Consider the following 14,990-nt stretch of genomic DNA (forward strand, 5'->3'; position numbering starts at 1 on the left):
TGTCCGTCTAGGAAAGCGTGAAAATATCTTCATGCAGCGCAACACAGGGCTGCGTACTTGTGAAACCGGGAAGTTCACAAGACGCGATGTCGTCGTGACGAATAAGGGATACCCAACGTCACGCCCTGCCAACCGCCTGCTCGTGATCAACGCCTGCGCCATCCGCGCTGAGCGTGGGTCATTCTCATCCGTAATGACTGTTATCACCAAATACACAGGTACGCGACATTGCGATGGGACAAACAATTGTTTTAAATTTCAGCAATTACTGAAATTTCGAAAGTTTTTGACATGGAAAGCAATGTACTCAGCCCCATGATGCAGCGCTTCATCGGCCATTTCGGCGAGATGGGCAGCCGCTGGGGGATCAATCGGACCGTAGGCCAGATCTACGCGCTGCTCTATATCTGTGGGCGCGCGCTCAACGCCGACGAGATTGCGGAGTACCTCAGCTTTTCGCGCTCCAACGTGAGCATGGGCTTGAAGGAATTGCAGTCGTGGCGACTGGTGCGCCTGCTGCACAAACCCAATGATCGCCGTGAATATTTCGAACCGCCCGGCGACATCTGGGAAATCTTCAAGGTGCTGCTGGAAGAGCGCCGCCGCCGCGAGATCGAGCCGACGCTCTCCATGCTGCGCGACGCCCTGCTGGAAGCACCCGGCAACAAGGACGACAAGGAGGCGCAGAAGCGCATGCGCCAGATGTATGAACTGATCGAACTGTCCAGTTCCTGGTTCGACGACGTGCAGCGTCTGTCGCCAGAAACGCTGGTGTCGCTCATGAAGATGGGTTCCAAGGTCAAAAAGCTGCTGGACGTGCGCGACAAGTTCCGCGTCGGCGGCGCCAGTGAAAAGGAGTAAGCCAGATGCAACTCACGCACCCTTCCCGCAAACGGCCATGGCAATGGCCACGCCTGACCCGGCTGCCGCTGGGGGCGGAGATCACCTTGCTGCTGGTGATCAAGATCGCCCTCATCACGGTGCTGGCCAAAACCTTCTTCGCGCATCCCGAAGCCAAGCACATGCAGATGCCGGTGCAGCGGGTGGAGCAGCACATGCTGTCCTTCACCACGCCGCCTGCGGCAACCGCACAACACCAAGACCTATCCGCCAAACAACAACCGGAGTAACACAACATGGTTCCCATCGATGAAGTCGTCTCGCTGTCACGGCTGCAGTTTGCCGTCACGGCGCTCTATCACTTCCTGTTCGTCCCCTTGACGCTAGGCCTGTCTTGGATCCTGGTCATCATGGAGTCGGTCTACGTCATGACCGGCAACCAGATCTACAAGGACATGACCCGCTTCTGGGGCAAGCTGTTCGGCATCAACTTTGCCATGGGCGTGGCCACCGGCATCACGCTCGAATTCCAGTTCGGTACCAACTGGTCCTATTACTCGCACTACGTGGGCGACATCTTCGGCACCCCGCTGGCCATCGAAGGCTTGATGGCCTTCTTCATGGAATCGACCTTCGTGGGCCTGTTCTTCTTCGGCTGGGACAAGCTCTCGCGCAAGCAGCACCTGATCGTCACCGTGCTGGTGGCGGTGGGCTCCAACCTGTCGGCGCTGTGGATCCTGATCGCCAACGGCTGGATGAACAATCCCGTGGGCGCCGAATTCAACTTCGAGACCATGCGCATGGAGCTGGTCAGCATGACCGACGTCATCTTCAACCCGGTGGCGCAGGTCAAGTTCGTGCACACCGTGGCCGCCGGCTATGTCACGGCGTCCATGTTCGTGCTGGGCATCTCGGCTTGGTATCTGCTCAAGGCCCGCGACACCGCCTTTGCGCTGCGCTCCTTTGCGGTGGCCGCCGGTTTCGGCCTGGCTGCCACGCTCTCGGTGATCGTACTGGGTGACGAATCGGGCTACACCGCCGGTGAAGTCAACAAGGTCAAGCTGGCCGCCATCGAAGCCGAGTGGGACACCCACCCCGCCCCGGCCGGCCTGACCCTGTTCGGCCTGCCCAATGAAAAGGAGCAACGCACCGACTATGCCGTCAAGATTCCCTATGTGCTGGGACTGATCGGGACACGCTCGGTCGATACGCAAGTGCTGGGCATCAAGGACCTGAAAAAGGAAAACGAAGTCCGTATCCGCAACGGCATGCTGGCCTATGCCGCGCTGACCAAACTGAAGTCCGGCGACAAGTCGCCCGAGGCACGTGCCGACTTCAACAAGCTCAAGAAGGATCTGGGCTATGGCTTGCTGCTCAAGAAGTACACCAACAATGTGGTCGATGCCACGCCCGAACAGATCGCCCTGGCCGTGGACGACACCATCCCCAAGGTAGCGCCGATGTTCTGGTCCTTCCGTGGCATGGTCGGCCTGGGCTTCCTGTTCCTGTTCATCTTCGCCGCTTCGTTCTGGTTCCTGGCCAAGAAGCAGTTGGCCCCGCAACGCTGGTTGCTGCGCCTGGCCGTGATCGCCATCCCGCTGCCGTGGATCGCCGCCGAACTGGGCTGGGTGGTAGCCGAATATGGCCGCCAGCCTTGGACCATCGCCGGCATCCTGCCGACCCACCTGTCGGCTTCCTCGCTGCAACCGGGCAGCCTCTACTTCAGCCTGGCCGGGTTCATCCTCTTCTATACCTTCCTGCTGGTGGTGGAGATGATCCTGATGGTCAAGTACGCCCGCCTGGGCCCCAGCAGCCTGCACACCGGCAAGTACTACTGGGAAAGCAAAAATCAGGACAGCGGCCCGGATGACGTCTTGCCGCCGCCCCTTAACCCCGCCGCCAACATCGGCAGCCACTAATGCCACCAGAAGAAATGAGGAAAGCAGAATGATCTTCGATTACGAAACACTCAAGCTGATCTGGTGGGCCTTCGTCGGCGTACTCATCATCGGCTTTGCATTGACCGATGGCTTCGACTTCGGCGTGGGCATCATGTTGCCCTTCGCCGCCAAGGACGATACCGAGCGCCGCATCCTGATCAATTCCATCGGCCCCACCTGGGAAGGCAACCAGACCTGGCTCATCACCGCCGGCGGCGCTACCTTCGCAGCCTGGCCGCTGGTGTATGCGACCGCCTTCTCGGGCTTCTACATCGCCCTGATGGTGTTGCTGTTCTCGCTCTTCTTCCGCCCGGTCGGCTTCGACTACCGCAGCAAGGTGGCTGATCCGCGCTGGCGCAATGCCTGGGACTGGGGCCTGTTCATCGGTGGCTTCGTACCGCCCCTGATCTGCGGTGTGGCCTTCGGCAACCTGCTCTTGGGTGTGCCCTTCCACTACGATGATTCCATGCGGGTGGAATACACCGGCAGCTTCTTCGCCCTGTTGAACCCGTTCGGCCTGTTGGCTGGCCTGTTGTCGGTAGCCATGCTGCTGATGCACGGCGCAGCGTTCGCCTTCGTCAAGACGGAGGCCACCATTGGCGAGCGTTCGCGCAAGACCGTCATCGGCGCCGCCCTGGTGACCGTGCTGCTGTTCGTCATCGGCGGCTTCTGGGTGGCCCATCTGCCGGGCTATCGCATCACCTCCATGCCGGACGCCAACACTGCCTTCACGCCCCTGGCCAAGACCGTAGAAGTGGTCACCGGTGCCTGGTTCGACAACTACGCCAAGTGGCCGGTGACCAAGCTGTTCCCGGCACTGGGTGTGGCCGGTGCCGTGCTGGCCGCGCTGCTGGCACTGGTGCGCAGTGCGCGCCTGGCCTTCATCGCCAGCGGCCTGTCGGTGACCGGCATCATCTTGACAGCCGGCATGTCGCTGTTCCCCTTCGTGATGCCTTCCTCGCTGGATGCCAAGAGCAGCCTGACGATGTGGGATGCGGTCTCCAGCCACAAGACCCTGGGTCTGATGTTCTGGATGGTGCTGATCTTCCTGCCGCTCATCCTCATCTATACCGGCTGGGTCTATCGCGTGGTCAAGGGCAAGGTCACTGCGCGCGACATTCACGAGAACGAACACACCGCGTATTGATTACGCGCAATCGCAATCTGCAACAAGGAGAACATCATGTGGTACTTCGCCTGGATACTCGGCATCGGCCTGGCCCTGGCCTTTGGCATCATCAACGTCATGTGGCTGGAAGCCAATTACGCCTTCGGGCGGCGCAAGGCTGAGGAAACCCACGAGCGCTTCGCCAGCGCTCGCGCGGCGGAACAGCAGCGGCGCAACGGCAAGTAGGCTCGTAGAAGCAAAAGCCAGCCGGCAGCCCTGCTGCCGGCTTTTTTTTTGCAACCTGCCAAGAGGTCAAGTCATGTCTGCCTTTCACCCCCAGCATAGCGAGCCCACTGAACAAATCGCCCCCGCACCCCGTCATTGGGCCCTGTTGCCCGGTGCCGGCTTTGCCGACAGCTACCGCATCCGTCTCACGCCACAACTGGCGCAACTGAACACGACTGAAATCACGGCCAGGATGATGGCCGCTCAACCGGCCTGGGTCAGCGCACTGATGCAGCTGCGCGACCGCCTGGTAGCGCCGCTGGGTTGGAAACGCGCCACCTCCGATGACCCGGCGTCCGGTTTCCCGCTGCTCATGGCGCAGCCGGCGCGGGTGGTGATGGGACTGGACGACAACCACCTGGATTTTCGCCTGTGCGTGGAAAAGAGCCCCGATGGCGCCCAGGAGGCCAGCGATGGCCAATGGCTCACCGTCACCACCGTGGTACGGACCAAACGTTGGCTAGGCGAGTTCTACCTGGCCGCCATCATGCCCTTCCATCGCCGTATCGCCCGCAGCTTGCTGCTGGCCTTGCTACGCCAATAAGCACCTGATAGCGCCTGATAGCACCTGATTCCAGACAACAAAATGCCGCCGCGTACCAGAAGTACGCAGCGGCATTTTTTACGTCAGGTGCCAGCAGCGGAACGAACCGCCGCCTATCCAACTGAACCGATTACACCAGGTTCAGGGTCACGTTGATGTTGTCGCGGGTGGCGTTGGAGTACGGGCACACCTGATGCGCCTTGTTCACCAGATCCTGCGCCACCACCTGGTCGATGCCCGGCAGCGAGATGTTCAGTTCAGCTTCGATACCGAAACCGCCCGGGATCTGGCCGATACCGACCTTGCCGGTGATGCTGGCGTCAGCCGGCAGAGCCACCTTTTCCTGGCCGGCGACGAACTTCAGCGCGCCCAGGAAGCAAGCCGAGTAACCGGCTGCGAACAGTTGTTCCGGGTTGGTACCGTTACCACCGGCGCCGCCCAGTTCCTTGGGGGTCGACAGCTTGACGTCCAGGACGCCGTCAGAGGACTTGGCCGAACCTTCACGGCCGCCAGTGGCGGTAGCGGTGGCGGTGTAGAGGGCTTTTTCGATCTTGTTCGAGGGCATGGTATTTCCTTTCAATAATCAGGTTGTCACCCTTACGGGTTACGTTGGAGAGTCGTGGCCGCGAAAGATTCGCTTTTATTCACCACTGGTTTGCTACCTGTCTTGCTACCTAAATTGCTACCTAAGTTACTGCGATAAAGACTATAAATAATTCACTATATTATTGTGCACAACATAAATCACACACCACAACCGCATTGTCATTCACCTTCCGCTTCCAGCAAGCCCTTGCGCACCTGCTTGAGCTCGCCCACCAGTTGCCGCACCTGTTCCAGTGCGGGCAACATGCAGCTCATCTGTTGCGGCACCGTCCTGGCTTGCTGGCGCAGCGCACGACCAGCGTCGCTCAGGCTCACCACCACCCGGCGCTCATCGCCGGCATCGCGCTTGCGATGCAGCAAGCCCATGCTTTCCATGCGCTTGAGCAGCGGGGTCAGCGTACCCGAATCCAGGAACAGCCGGCTGCCGAGCTCGGAGACGGTCACGTCATCCCTTTCCCACAGGACCAGCATCACCAGGTATTGCGGATAGGTGATCTCCAACGGGGCCAGGATCTTCTTGTAGGCCTTGGTCATGGCCAGCGACGCCGAATACATCGCGAAACACAGCTGATTGTCCAGAAGCAGGGCCTCATCAATCAGCGCGTCCGGCAGCGTCGTGGTGTGCGTCTTGTCCATGGCTTGCATATTAAACCGCTCAAAATTAAATTGCAAGCTATTTAATTGCAAGAATATTGAACGAGTTGTTCATACCTGCTTAACTGACCCCGTCGCAAATAGGTATCATGCGGCCTGCCCTGGTTTTTTCCTGCATATCCATGCCTTCCCATCCCAATCCACTGCATTCCCTGGACCTGTTCTGCAAGGTCGTCGACAACTATGGCGACATCGGCATCTGTTGGCGCCTGGCGCGGCAACTGGCGCAGGAGCACAAGCTGGCGGTACGGCTGTGGGTGGATGACCTGGTGAGCTTCCAACGCATCTGGCCGCAGGTTGATGTGCAAGCCGAGACGCAACAACTGGCTGGTGTGACCGTCCAGCATTGGCGCAGCCAGGAAGGCAGCTATACGACGGCTGACGTGGCCGACCTCGTCGTCGAATTCTTCGGCTGCGAAATCCCGCCCGGCTATGTGGAAGCGATGGCCCAGCGCCCCATCAAGCCGGTCTGGTTCAACCTGGAAGGGCTGTCGGCCGAAGCCTGGGTCGAGGGTTGCCACACCCTGCCCTCGCCACATCGATCCCTGAAGCTGATCAAGTATTTCTTCTTCCCCGGTTTCAACGAACGCACCGGCGGCCTCAGCTTCGAAGCCGATCTGGAAGCGCAACGGCAAACCTTCCTGGCCGCAGAGCAAGGCCCGGCCTTCCTGGCCCGACTGGGTGTCACGCCCGACGAGATGGCTGGCTGCAAGGTCTCGCTGTTCTGCTATGACCATGCGCCCATTGCCGAGCTATTTGCCGCCTGGCAAGCCTCGCCACTGCCGGTGACCTGCCTGGTGCCGGAAGGCGTGGGCCGGGCCCAGATCGAGGCTTTCCTGGGGGCGCCGATGCGCGCCGGCACGGCGGCCACCCGCGCCGCCCTGACGGTACGGATACTGCCCTTCGTACCCCAGACGGATTACGACAAACTGCTATGGAGCTGCGACCTCAATTTCGTGCGAGGTGAAGATTCCTTCGTGCGTGCGCAGTGGGCCGGCAAACCCTTCATCTGGAACATCTATTACCAAGACAAGAACCTGCACCACACCAAGCTCAACGCCTTCCTGAAGATCTACGACCCCGCCACGCCAGCCCTGGTCGACCTCAACCGTGCCTGGAATGGCGCCTATCCGGGCGAACCGGACTGGCACGCCACCTGGCAAACCCTGCGCGCGCAATTGCCAACATTGAACGGAGAAGCCGAACAATGGCTGCAAAAGATGTTGGCAAATGGCGACTGGATGGACAATTTGCTGGGCTTCGCCGCGCGACTGGTGGCCGAAGACTGGAAGAGTGCTGAAAATGGGTTAAAATAGCGGGCTATCGTTTTAACGCAATTTGGAATTCAATCGAACGTGGGCTTGCGGTGAAGTTTTAGAAGTTTACCAGTGGGCTACTGACAGTTTGAAAAAACCTACTTTTCACGACACATCGCTATGAAATTTGCAAAAGAAATCCGCGTCGGCAACATCATTATGGTCGACAGCAAGCCCATGATCGTCCTGCGCTCGGACGTCAACGGTTCTTCCCGTACCGGTTTCACCTACAAGTGGAAGATGAAGAACCTGCTGACCAACAGCCCGCAAGAAAGCGTCTTCCGTGGCGACGACAAGTTCGACGTCGTGGTGCTGGACAAGAAGCCGGTGACCTACTCGTACTTCGCTGACCCGCTGTTCGTCTTCATGGACGAAGAGTACAACCAGTACGAAATCGAAGGCGAGAACATGGGCGACGCCATCGGCTACCTGAAGGATGGTATGCAGTGCGAAGCCGTGTTCTACGACGGCAAGGCCATCTCGGTCGAAATGCCGACCACCATCGTGCGCAAGGTTGCCTACTCGGAACCGGCCGTCAAGGGCAACACCTCGGGCAACGTCCTGAAGGAAGCCAAGATCGAGAACGCCATCGAAGCCAACCAGATCACCGTGATGGTGCCGCTGTTCGTGAGCCAGGATGACGACATCGAAATCGACACCCGCACCAACGAATACAAGAAGGTTGTGCGCGGCTGATTGTTGACCTGTTTGTCGATGCCCATCAAAAACGCTGCCTGGTGCAGCGTTTTTTTATGCCTGTTTCAACCGCAACAGATGAAGTCCCATTTCATCCCCCGCTCTTGACCCGCGCCAGGTCGCGCGCTGCGGCCTGCCCTTCGGCACTGGCCCAGAAGGCCTTGTCAGCGGCCTGGATGCGCTGGGCCGAATGCTCCATGTGGCGCAAGGCTGCCGCCCGTGCCGCCTCGGCATTGCCCTCGCTGATGGCCAGCGCCATGGCTGCATGTTCGGCCCGCACCTGCTGCACGAACTCGCTGCTGCGCGCCTCGTTCATGCGCGCCACGCGAATGGCGGCGTGCAAGAACTGGCTCAGGAACTGCACCAGCGAAGTGTAGAGCGGATTGTGCGCGGCATTGGAGATGGCCGCATGAAAGGCGAAATCCTCCTGCACGCCATCGCGCCCGGCCGCGGCCGCCGCATCGATATCCCGCAAGGCCTGCTGGATCGCCAGGTTCTGCGCCCGGGTACGGCGTTGCGCAGCCAGGGCCGCCATTTCCCCTTCTACGCCACGGCGCAGTTCGATGACTCGTAACACCGCCTGGATCGAATCGCGACCTTCATCGACCTTCAGATCCAGCCGAAACGGCGTGGCCGGGCTGACCGGCAACACCACGGTGCCACTGCCCCGACGCGATCCCACCAAGCCCTCTGACTTCAGGCGTGAAATCGCCTCGCGGATCACCGTGCGGCTCACCGCAAAACGCTCGGTCAATTCCATCTCCGAAGGCAGGCGCGCATCGGGTGCGAAATCGCCGCTGCGGATCTGCTGTGCCAGCACACTGGTGACATGGTCGGCCAAGGTGGTCTTGCCGCGCGCGGCGGCGGCCATCGATGCGAGCGCCGATCCCTGCGGCCTGGAGGTGGAAGTCTTCATGGCGCGCATGATACCGCGCAGACATGGGCTTTTGTGATTTCCCGTTCATCCCCGGCAAAGTTGTATGACAACTTCTGCTATAATCGCCGCCGCAGATGTCATTTCAATCTTGTTTGCCCCACCCCGACCAAAGAACACGAGGAGAACACATGCATATCGTCATCACCGGCGGCGCCGGTTTCCTGGGTAGCCGCCTGGCGCGCCAACTGCTGCAACGTGGCAGCCTGACTGGCCGCGACGGCCAACCGCAAGAGATCAAGCGCATCACCCTGCTGGACGTGGTACCGGCCCAGGGTTTCAGTGATCCGCGCATCGAAGCCGTCACCGGCGACATCGCCGACGCTGCCGTGATCGAGCGCGTCATCACGCCCGAGACGCAGTCCATCTTCCACCTGGCCGCCATCGTCAGCGGCCACGCCGAAGCCGATTTCGAGCTGGGCATGAAGATCAACTTCGACGCCACCCGGCTGATCCTGGAACGCGCCCGCGCCCTCGGCACCCGGCCGCGCGTGGTCTTCACCAGCTCGGTGGCGGTGTTCGGCGGCGAACTGCCCGCCGTGGTACCGGACAACACCCTGCTGATGCCGCAAAGCTCCTACGGCGCACAAAAGGTGATGGGCGAATTGCTGGTGCAGGATTATTCACGCAAGGGCTACATTGACGGACGCGCATTGCGGATGCCCACCATCTCGGTGCGTCCGGGTGCGCCCAACAAGGCTGCGTCGAGCTTTGCTTCGGGCATCATCCGCGAGCCGCTCAATGGCCAGCCGGCGCTCTGCCCGGTCAGCCCGGATACCCGCATGTGGCTGATGTCGCCGCGCCAAGCCATCGCCAACCTGATCCACGGTCATGAAATCAACGGTGCCGATCTGGGCCTGGCGCGCTTCCTGTCCATCGATGGCCTGTGCGTGACCGTCAAGGACATGGTCGATGCCCTGGAACAAGTGGCCGGGAAGGAAGTGGTCCAGTTGATCGAATGGAAGGAAGACGAAGCCATCAAGCGCATCGTCAATTCCTGGCCCGGCGCCTTCGAAGCCAAGCGCGCCAAGGCGCTGGGCTTTACGGCCGATGCCAATTTCGCCGACATCATCCGTGCCCACATCGAGGATGAAGTGAAGAAATAAGCTGCACATCAACATGCAGAAAAAGGAAGGGACAGCCCCGCAAGAGGCTGTCCCTTTTTGCTGACCGATGGACTTGGTCTTACTTCGCCTTGCCCAGCATGTTGAAGATGCTGGAAAAGTCCAGCTTGCCGGCGCCGTTCATACTGTGGATGTCATACAGGTTACGCGCCGTGGAACCGAGCGGAATGGCGCAATTGGTGGCCAGCGCATTCTCCACGGCCAAGCCCAGATCCTTGAGCATCAGGTCCACCCCGAAGCCACCGGCATAAGCCTTGGAAGCCGGCGCGGTTTCCATCACGCCGGGGCAAGGGTTATAAACCTCCAGCGTCCAGTTGCGCCCCGAACTCTTGGACATGATTTCCGACAGCACCTTCGGGTCCATGCCATTGGCCATGCCCAGGCGGATGGCCTCCGAAGTCCCGATCATCAGGATGCCCAGCAGCATGTTGTTGCAGACCTTGACGGTCTGGCCGCTGCCGCTCTCCCCTGCGTGATAGATGGCTTTCCCCATCTTTTGCAGATAGGGCTGGGCCGCCTCGAAAGCCTGCGCGCTACCGCCCACCATGAAGGTCAGCGTGCCAGCCGTCGCGCCGTTGGTCCCCCCGGAGACCGGCGCATCCAGCATGTCGAAGCCGCGCGCCTTGGCCGCCGCCGCTACCTTGCGCGCCGCTTCCGGGGCGATGGTGGAGCAGTCGATCAAGAGTGCGCCCGGCTTGGCCGAGGCCAGCACTCCGGCATCGCCCAGGTAGAGCGACTCCACGTGCCGGCTGGCCGGCAGCATGGTGATGACCACGTCGGCCTTGGCCACGGCCGCCATGGAATCGGCTTCGGTCTTGCCGCCGACTGCCACCAGCTTGTCCACGCTGGCCTTGACCAAGTCATGGCCGCTGACCGAGAAGCCGGCCTTGACCAGGTTCTGCGCCATGGGCAAACCCATATTGCCCAGGCCGATGAAGACGATATTGGCGCTCATGCTGCTCTCCTTACTTCAAGGTGATGGTGGTGTTGACCTGGCCGGCTTCTTCATCGGGCGCGTACCAGCGTGCAGTCACCGTCTTGGTCTGCGTCCAGAAGGTCACGGCTTGCTTGCCGTTGGGGCCGAGGTCACCCAGCTTGGAGGCCCGCGAACCGGTAAAGCTGAAGTAGGCCACTGGCACGGGAATAGGCACATTGATGCCGACCTGGCCGACGTCGATCTCGTTCTGGAACTTGCGCGCGGCATAGCCCGAACTGGTGAAGATGGAAGTACCGTTCCCATTAGGATTGGCATTGATGAAGGCAATGGCTTCATCCAGCGTCTCCAGTTCGACGATGCACATGGCCGGGCCGAAGATTTCCTGGGTGTAGATATCCATGTCGGGCTTGACGCCAGTGAAGACAGTCGGCCCCACGAAATTACCGTTCTCGCTACCGGCCACCTTGCAGTTGCGGCCATCCAGCAGCAGATGGGCGCCCTGCTCCACGCCGCTGGCGATCAGGCGTTCCACGCGCTCCTTGGCCGCTTTGGAGACCAGCGGACCGACATCGGCCTTGCGATCCGTGCCCGGGCCGACCTTCATGGCCTTGGAGCGCTCGACGATTTCCGGAATCCATTCGCGCGTCTGGCCCACCAGCACCACCACCGAATTGGCCATGCAGCGCTGGCCGGCCGCACCGAAGGCTGCGCCCAGCAGGTTGTTGATGGCCTGGTCCTTGGGTGCATCGGGCAGCACGATGCAGTGGTTCTTGGCGCCCATCATGCACTGGGCGCGCTTGCCGGCCTCGCTGGCGCGGCGGTAGATGTGGGTGCCGACATGGGTGGAGCCGATGAAGGAGACCGCCTTGATATCGGGATGGTCGCAGATCATGTTGGCCACGTCCGGGCCGCCATGCACCACGTTCAAGACACCCGGTGGCAAGCCGGCCTGATTGGCCAGTTCGACCAGGAAGAGCGAGGAAGTCGGGTCCTGCTCGGAGGGCTTGAGCACGAAGGTATTGCCGCAAGCGACCGCAATGGGGAACATGAAGCAAGGCAGCATCACCGGGAAATTGAAGGCGGTGATGCCCGCCCCCACGCCCAGCGGCTGGTACAGGGTGTAGACGTCGACGCCACCGGCCACGTTCTCGGCCAGTTCACCCAGTTGCAGCGAGGTGATCGAGCAGGCGTGCTCCACCACTTCCAGGCCACGCATGACTTCTCCCTCGGCGTCAGGCAGGGTCTTGCCGTGCTCGCGGGTGATCAGTTCGGCCAGCGGGGCGATATTCTCGCGCAACAGTTGCTGGAACTTGAGCATGATGCGCATCCGTTGGGCCAGCGAGGTATTGCGCCAGGTCTTGAAGGTGTCCTTGGCGTTGGCCACGGCCCGGTCGACTTCTTCCTTGGTGGCGAAGGGTACGCGCGCCACCACTTCCTGGGTGGCCGGGTTCAATACGTCGCGCCACTCCTTGGCAGTGGACTGCACCTTTTCACCGTTGAGGTACAGGGGAACGTGGGGGATGTTGGCTTGGCTCATTGCGATTTCCATAGTGAAGAGGTGGGGAGGGCAAGGCCGGCAGCAGCGCTCCCGGCCACAGGCATTACTGCTTGACCAGCGGACAGGCCGCGTCCATCGGGCGGAAGGCCTGCTGGGCCGGGATCACCGACAGCAGCTTCAGGTAATCCCACGGGCCCTTGGACTCGGCCGGGGTCTTGACCTGGTACAGGTACATGTCATGGATCACGCGGCCATCGGGACGGATGGAGGCATTGCGCATGACAGCGTCCGAGATCGGAATCTCGCGCATCTTCTGCGCCACCACCTTCCAGTCCGAGGTCTTGGCCGCTGCACGGGCCTTCAGGAACTGATAGACGCTGGAATACACGCCCGCCTGCACCATGGTCGGCTTGATGTTCTTGAACTGGGCCTCGAAGCGCTTGGAGAAGGCGCGGGTCTGGTCGTCATAATCCCAATAGAAGCCATCGGTATAGACCAGCCCCTGCGCGGCCTCCAGCCCCAAGGCGTGCACGTCCGAGAGAAATACCAGCAGCGCCACCAGACGCTGATCCTTGCCACCGACGGCAAAGGAGCGCGCTTGCTTGATCGCATTGACCACGTCGGTGCCGCCATCGGCCAGGCCGATCACCTGGGCCTTGGAGGCCTGCGCCTGCAGCAGGAAGGAAGAAAAGTCAGAAGCGTTCAGCGGATGGCGCACCGAACCCACCACGGTGCCGCCATTGGCCTTGACCACGTCAGAGGCATCCTTCTCCAACGAATGGCCGAAGGCATAGTCCACCGTCACGAAATACCAAGACTTGTTGCCCAGCTTGGTCAGGGCCGCGGCCGCGCCGGCCGCTTGCGAGTAGGTATCGAACATCCAGTGGAAGCCATTGGGCGCGCATTCGGTGGTGGTCAGCACACCGGTGGCCGGGCCGCTGTACATGGCGATGCCACCCTTATCCTTGACCAATTTCTGCACCGCCAGCGCCACCGAGGAATTGGTGAGATCGGCGATGGCCTCGACCTTGTCGCGGTCCAGCCATTCGCGGGCGCGGGTGACGCCGACATCCGGCTTGTTCTGGTTGTCCGCCGAGAGGATCTCGATCTTCATCCCACGGCATTCATTCTTGAGGCAATCCTCCACCGCCATCTTGGCAGCAACCACCGAGCCCTGCCCGCCCATGGCCGAATAAGGGCCGGACATGTCGGTGAGCACGCCGATCTTGACCGTGTTGGCGTCCTGCGCCAGGGCGGGAATGGCAGTGGCGGCCAGCGAAACGGTACAGGCCACGGCGGCGGCCGTGAGCGAACGGCCCAAAGCGTTCTTGCGCATCTTGTCTCCTTCATCTTGTGATTGTTGTCGGACCTGCCCGCGTTCATGGACGCCGGGTCTTGCCGTTGTCTCCTGCCGTGCGACGCCGCTCCTCTCTACACGGGGCGCCGTCACGGCCCCGCTATTCTGCATGTGCGTATTTATCGATACAATAACCACAAAGACAAAACGATTTTGCATGGATGCAAATCAAAGACCATGGAGACCACATGCTGGACTGGGACAACCTCAGGATCTTTCTCGAACTCACGCGCAGCCAGGGCCTGGTGGATGCGGCCAAGAAGCTGGGCATCGACCACTCCACCGTCTCGCGCCGCATGAAGCGTTTCGAGGAGCAGGTCGGCAGCCAGCTCTTCGACCGCAACAACCACGGCTACAAGCTCACCGCCGATGGCTATCGACTGGTCGACTATGCCGAGCAGGTGGAAAGCACCCTCTACGCCGCCACCGAAGAGCTGGGCGGGCATAACAGCAAGCTCTCGGGCCAGGTGCGGCTGGGCGCCACGGAAGGCTTCGGCACCTTCGTGCTGGCCCCGCACCTGGCCCACTTCTGTGCCCGCAACCCGCACATCACGGTGGACATGCTGCCCATGCCGCGTTTCGTGAACCTGTCCAAGCATGAGGCCGACATCAGCGTCTCGATCGAGCGGCCCTTGTCGGGTAATTACGTGGTCACAAAACTGTCCGACTATGTTCTGAAGCTTTATGCTTCACGTGACTACCTGGCCCGGCACGCGCCGATTCACACCATGGATGACCTGGTGCAACATAACTTCATCGGCTATATCGATGATCTGGTCTTCAGTGAAGAATTGCGCTACAAGGATACGGTGGCGCCAGACGCTTTCCGGGCCTTCCGCAGCACCAGCGTGGTGGCGCAATACACGGCGGCCTGCGCGGGCCGTGCGCTGGCGATCCTGCCCTGCTTTCTGGCACAGCAGTCCGACGAGCTGGTGCCGGTACTGCCTGAACAGATCGCCATCACTCGCACCTTCTGGCTGGTGGCTTCCAGCGAGCAGCGCCATGTGGCGCGGGTATCCGCCCTGTGGAGCTACCTGCGCGACTGCGTGGAGCTCAACCGCGACTTCCTGATGGGCCAGTCGCGCCAGATGCGCTGGCTGGAATAAGCCTGGCGCCTCTGCAACAAAATTCGTTCCAACCCGGCCGCTGCC

Annotated in this window: 16 protein-coding genes; 10 read left to right on the forward strand and 6 right to left on the reverse strand. The window is 61.0% G+C overall.

Features of this window, described 5'->3' with window-relative positions:
• Positions 1 to 291: 291 nt before the first annotated feature.
• The 6 genes from RC54_RS16205 to RC54_RS16230 all read left to right on the forward strand — a co-directional run bounded on the left by RC54_RS16205 (position 292) and on the right by RC54_RS16230 (position 4,717).
• Positions 292 to 861 carry a GbsR/MarR family transcriptional regulator gene (locus tag RC54_RS16205; RefSeq protein ID WP_058896108.1) on the forward strand — a complete coding sequence of 190 codons (570 nt, stop codon included), beginning with the start codon at positions 292 to 294 and terminating at the stop codon, positions 859 to 861.
• A 5-nt stretch (positions 862 to 866) separates the two neighbouring features.
• Entirely contained in the window at positions 867 to 1,130 is a 264-nt protein-coding gene (gene cydP / locus RC54_RS16210) for a cytochrome oxidase putative small subunit CydP (RefSeq protein ID WP_017451710.1), read from the forward strand.
• A 6-nt stretch (positions 1,131 to 1,136) separates the two neighbouring features.
• Positions 1,137 to 2,759 (forward strand): cytochrome ubiquinol oxidase subunit I, encoded by a 1,623-nt coding sequence (locus tag RC54_RS16215; RefSeq protein WP_058896109.1) that lies wholly within the window; start codon positions 1,137 to 1,139, stop codon positions 2,757 to 2,759.
• Between the two features lie 28 nt (positions 2,760 to 2,787).
• The gene (cydB, locus tag RC54_RS16220; RefSeq protein WP_061788975.1) at positions 2,788 to 3,927 is read left to right on the forward strand and encodes a cytochrome d ubiquinol oxidase subunit II; all 1,140 of its coding nucleotides are present in this window, start codon (positions 2,788 to 2,790) and stop codon (positions 3,925 to 3,927) included.
• A gap of 36 nt (positions 3,928 to 3,963) precedes the next feature.
• Positions 3,964 to 4,134 carry a cytochrome bd-I oxidase subunit CydX gene (gene cydX / locus RC54_RS16225; RefSeq protein WP_017451707.1) on the forward strand — a complete coding sequence of 57 codons (171 nt, stop codon included), beginning with the start codon at positions 3,964 to 3,966 and terminating at the stop codon, positions 4,132 to 4,134.
• Positions 4,135 to 4,207: 73 nt separating this feature from the next.
• On the forward strand, positions 4,208 to 4,717 hold the full coding sequence (locus tag RC54_RS16230) for a DUF2867 domain-containing protein (protein ID WP_058896111.1): 510 nt from the start codon (positions 4,208 to 4,210) through the stop codon (positions 4,715 to 4,717).
• A gap of 130 nt (positions 4,718 to 4,847) precedes the next feature.
• Here RC54_RS16230 and RC54_RS16235 read toward each other — a convergent pair whose 3' ends face one another.
• Positions 4,848 to 5,282: an organic hydroperoxide resistance protein gene (locus RC54_RS16235; RefSeq protein ID WP_058896112.1), complete on the reverse strand. Its 435-nt coding sequence runs from the start codon at positions 5,280 to 5,282 to the stop codon at positions 4,848 to 4,850.
• 200 nt (positions 5,283 to 5,482) lie between these two features.
• Positions 5,483 to 5,968 carry a MarR family winged helix-turn-helix transcriptional regulator gene (locus tag RC54_RS16240; RefSeq protein ID WP_058896113.1) on the reverse strand — a complete coding sequence of 162 codons (486 nt, stop codon included), beginning with the start codon at positions 5,966 to 5,968 and terminating at the stop codon, positions 5,483 to 5,485.
• A gap of 131 nt (positions 5,969 to 6,099) precedes the next feature.
• Between RC54_RS16240 and earP the strand changes: the two genes are divergently transcribed.
• Together earP and RC54_RS16250 are read left to right on the forward strand one after the other, a co-directional pair.
• Positions 6,100 to 7,293: an elongation factor P maturation arginine rhamnosyltransferase EarP gene (gene earP, locus RC54_RS16245; RefSeq protein ID WP_061788976.1), complete on the forward strand. Its 1,194-nt coding sequence runs from the start codon at positions 6,100 to 6,102 to the stop codon at positions 7,291 to 7,293.
• 120 nt (positions 7,294 to 7,413) lie between these two features.
• Positions 7,414 to 7,989 carry an elongation factor P gene (locus tag RC54_RS16250; RefSeq protein WP_017451702.1) on the forward strand — a complete coding sequence of 192 codons (576 nt, stop codon included), beginning with the start codon at positions 7,414 to 7,416 and terminating at the stop codon, positions 7,987 to 7,989.
• Positions 7,990 to 8,080: 91 nt separating this feature from the next.
• Here the strand turns inward: RC54_RS16250 and RC54_RS16255 are convergent, their stop codons facing one another.
• Positions 8,081 to 8,914 (reverse strand): FadR/GntR family transcriptional regulator, encoded by an 834-nt coding sequence (locus RC54_RS16255; protein WP_061788977.1) that lies wholly within the window; start codon positions 8,912 to 8,914, stop codon positions 8,081 to 8,083.
• A gap of 140 nt (positions 8,915 to 9,054) precedes the next feature.
• On the opposite strand from RC54_RS16255, the gene denD reads away from it, so the two are divergent.
• Complete coding sequence (gene denD, locus RC54_RS16260) at positions 9,055 to 10,029, forward strand: D-erythronate dehydrogenase (RefSeq protein ID WP_058896116.1); 975 nt, start codon at positions 9,055 to 9,057, stop codon at positions 10,027 to 10,029.
• 79 nt (positions 10,030 to 10,108) lie between these two features.
• Here the strand turns inward: denD and mmsB are convergent, their stop codons facing one another.
• From mmsB to RC54_RS16275, 3 genes are all read right to left on the reverse strand, one after another.
• The gene (gene mmsB / locus RC54_RS16265) at positions 10,109 to 11,002 is read right to left on the reverse strand and encodes a 3-hydroxyisobutyrate dehydrogenase (RefSeq protein ID WP_058896117.1); all 894 of its coding nucleotides are present in this window, start codon (positions 11,000 to 11,002) and stop codon (positions 10,109 to 10,111) included.
• A gap of 10 nt (positions 11,003 to 11,012) precedes the next feature.
• On the reverse strand, positions 11,013 to 12,521 hold the full coding sequence (locus RC54_RS16270) for a CoA-acylating methylmalonate-semialdehyde dehydrogenase (RefSeq protein WP_061788978.1): 1,509 nt from the start codon (positions 12,519 to 12,521) through the stop codon (positions 11,013 to 11,015).
• Positions 12,522 to 12,585: 64 nt separating this feature from the next.
• Positions 12,586 to 13,818: an ABC transporter substrate-binding protein gene (locus tag RC54_RS16275; RefSeq protein WP_058896119.1), complete on the reverse strand. Its 1,233-nt coding sequence runs from the start codon at positions 13,816 to 13,818 to the stop codon at positions 12,586 to 12,588.
• Positions 13,819 to 14,027: 209 nt separating this feature from the next.
• On the opposite strand from RC54_RS16275, the gene RC54_RS16280 reads away from it, so the two are divergent.
• Positions 14,028 to 14,945: a LysR family transcriptional regulator gene (locus RC54_RS16280; RefSeq protein ID WP_061788979.1), complete on the forward strand. Its 918-nt coding sequence runs from the start codon at positions 14,028 to 14,030 to the stop codon at positions 14,943 to 14,945.
• The last annotated feature ends 45 nt before the right edge of the window (positions 14,946 to 14,990 follow it).

This window comes from Herbaspirillum rubrisubalbicans, assembly GCF_003719195.1.
GTDB lineage: Bacteria > Pseudomonadota > Gammaproteobacteria > Burkholderiales > Burkholderiaceae_D > Herbaspirillum > Herbaspirillum rubrisubalbicans.

Excerpts from the sequence above, each read along its gene's own strand:
- RC54_RS16205 (WP_058896108.1), top strand. The coding sequence starts at position 292 with ATGGAAAGCAATGTACTCAGCCCCATGATGCAGCGCTTCATCGGCCAT.
- cydP (WP_017451710.1), top strand. The coding sequence starts at position 867 with ATGCAACTCACGCACCCTTCCCGCAAACGGCCATGGCAATGGCCACGC.
- RC54_RS16215 (WP_058896109.1), top strand. The coding sequence starts at position 1,137 with ATGGTTCCCATCGATGAAGTCGTCTCGCTGTCACGGCTGCAGTTTGCC.
- cydB (WP_061788975.1), top strand. The coding sequence starts at position 2,788 with ATGATCTTCGATTACGAAACACTCAAGCTGATCTGGTGGGCCTTCGTC.
- cydX (WP_017451707.1), top strand. The coding sequence starts at position 3,964 with ATGTGGTACTTCGCCTGGATACTCGGCATCGGCCTGGCCCTGGCCTTT.
- RC54_RS16230 (WP_058896111.1), top strand. The coding sequence starts at position 4,208 with ATGTCTGCCTTTCACCCCCAGCATAGCGAGCCCACTGAACAAATCGCC.
- RC54_RS16235 (WP_058896112.1), bottom strand. The coding sequence starts at position 5,282 with ATGCCCTCGAACAAGATCGAAAAAGCCCTCTACACCGCCACCGCTACC.
- RC54_RS16240 (WP_058896113.1), bottom strand. The coding sequence starts at position 5,968 with ATGCAAGCCATGGACAAGACGCACACCACGACGCTGCCGGACGCGCTG.
- earP (WP_061788976.1), top strand. The coding sequence starts at position 6,100 with ATGCCTTCCCATCCCAATCCACTGCATTCCCTGGACCTGTTCTGCAAG.
- RC54_RS16250 (WP_017451702.1), top strand. The coding sequence starts at position 7,414 with ATGAAATTTGCAAAAGAAATCCGCGTCGGCAACATCATTATGGTCGAC.
- RC54_RS16255 (WP_061788977.1), bottom strand. The coding sequence starts at position 8,914 with ATGCGCGCCATGAAGACTTCCACCTCCAGGCCGCAGGGATCGGCGCTC.
- denD (WP_058896116.1), top strand. The coding sequence starts at position 9,055 with ATGCATATCGTCATCACCGGCGGCGCCGGTTTCCTGGGTAGCCGCCTG.
- mmsB (WP_058896117.1), bottom strand. The coding sequence starts at position 11,002 with ATGAGCGCCAATATCGTCTTCATCGGCCTGGGCAATATGGGTTTGCCC.
- RC54_RS16270 (WP_061788978.1), bottom strand. The coding sequence starts at position 12,521 with ATGAGCCAAGCCAACATCCCCCACGTTCCCCTGTACCTCAACGGTGAA.
- RC54_RS16275 (WP_058896119.1), bottom strand. The coding sequence starts at position 13,818 with ATGCGCAAGAACGCTTTGGGCCGTTCGCTCACGGCCGCCGCCGTGGCC.
- RC54_RS16280 (WP_061788979.1), top strand. The coding sequence starts at position 14,028 with ATGCTGGACTGGGACAACCTCAGGATCTTTCTCGAACTCACGCGCAGC.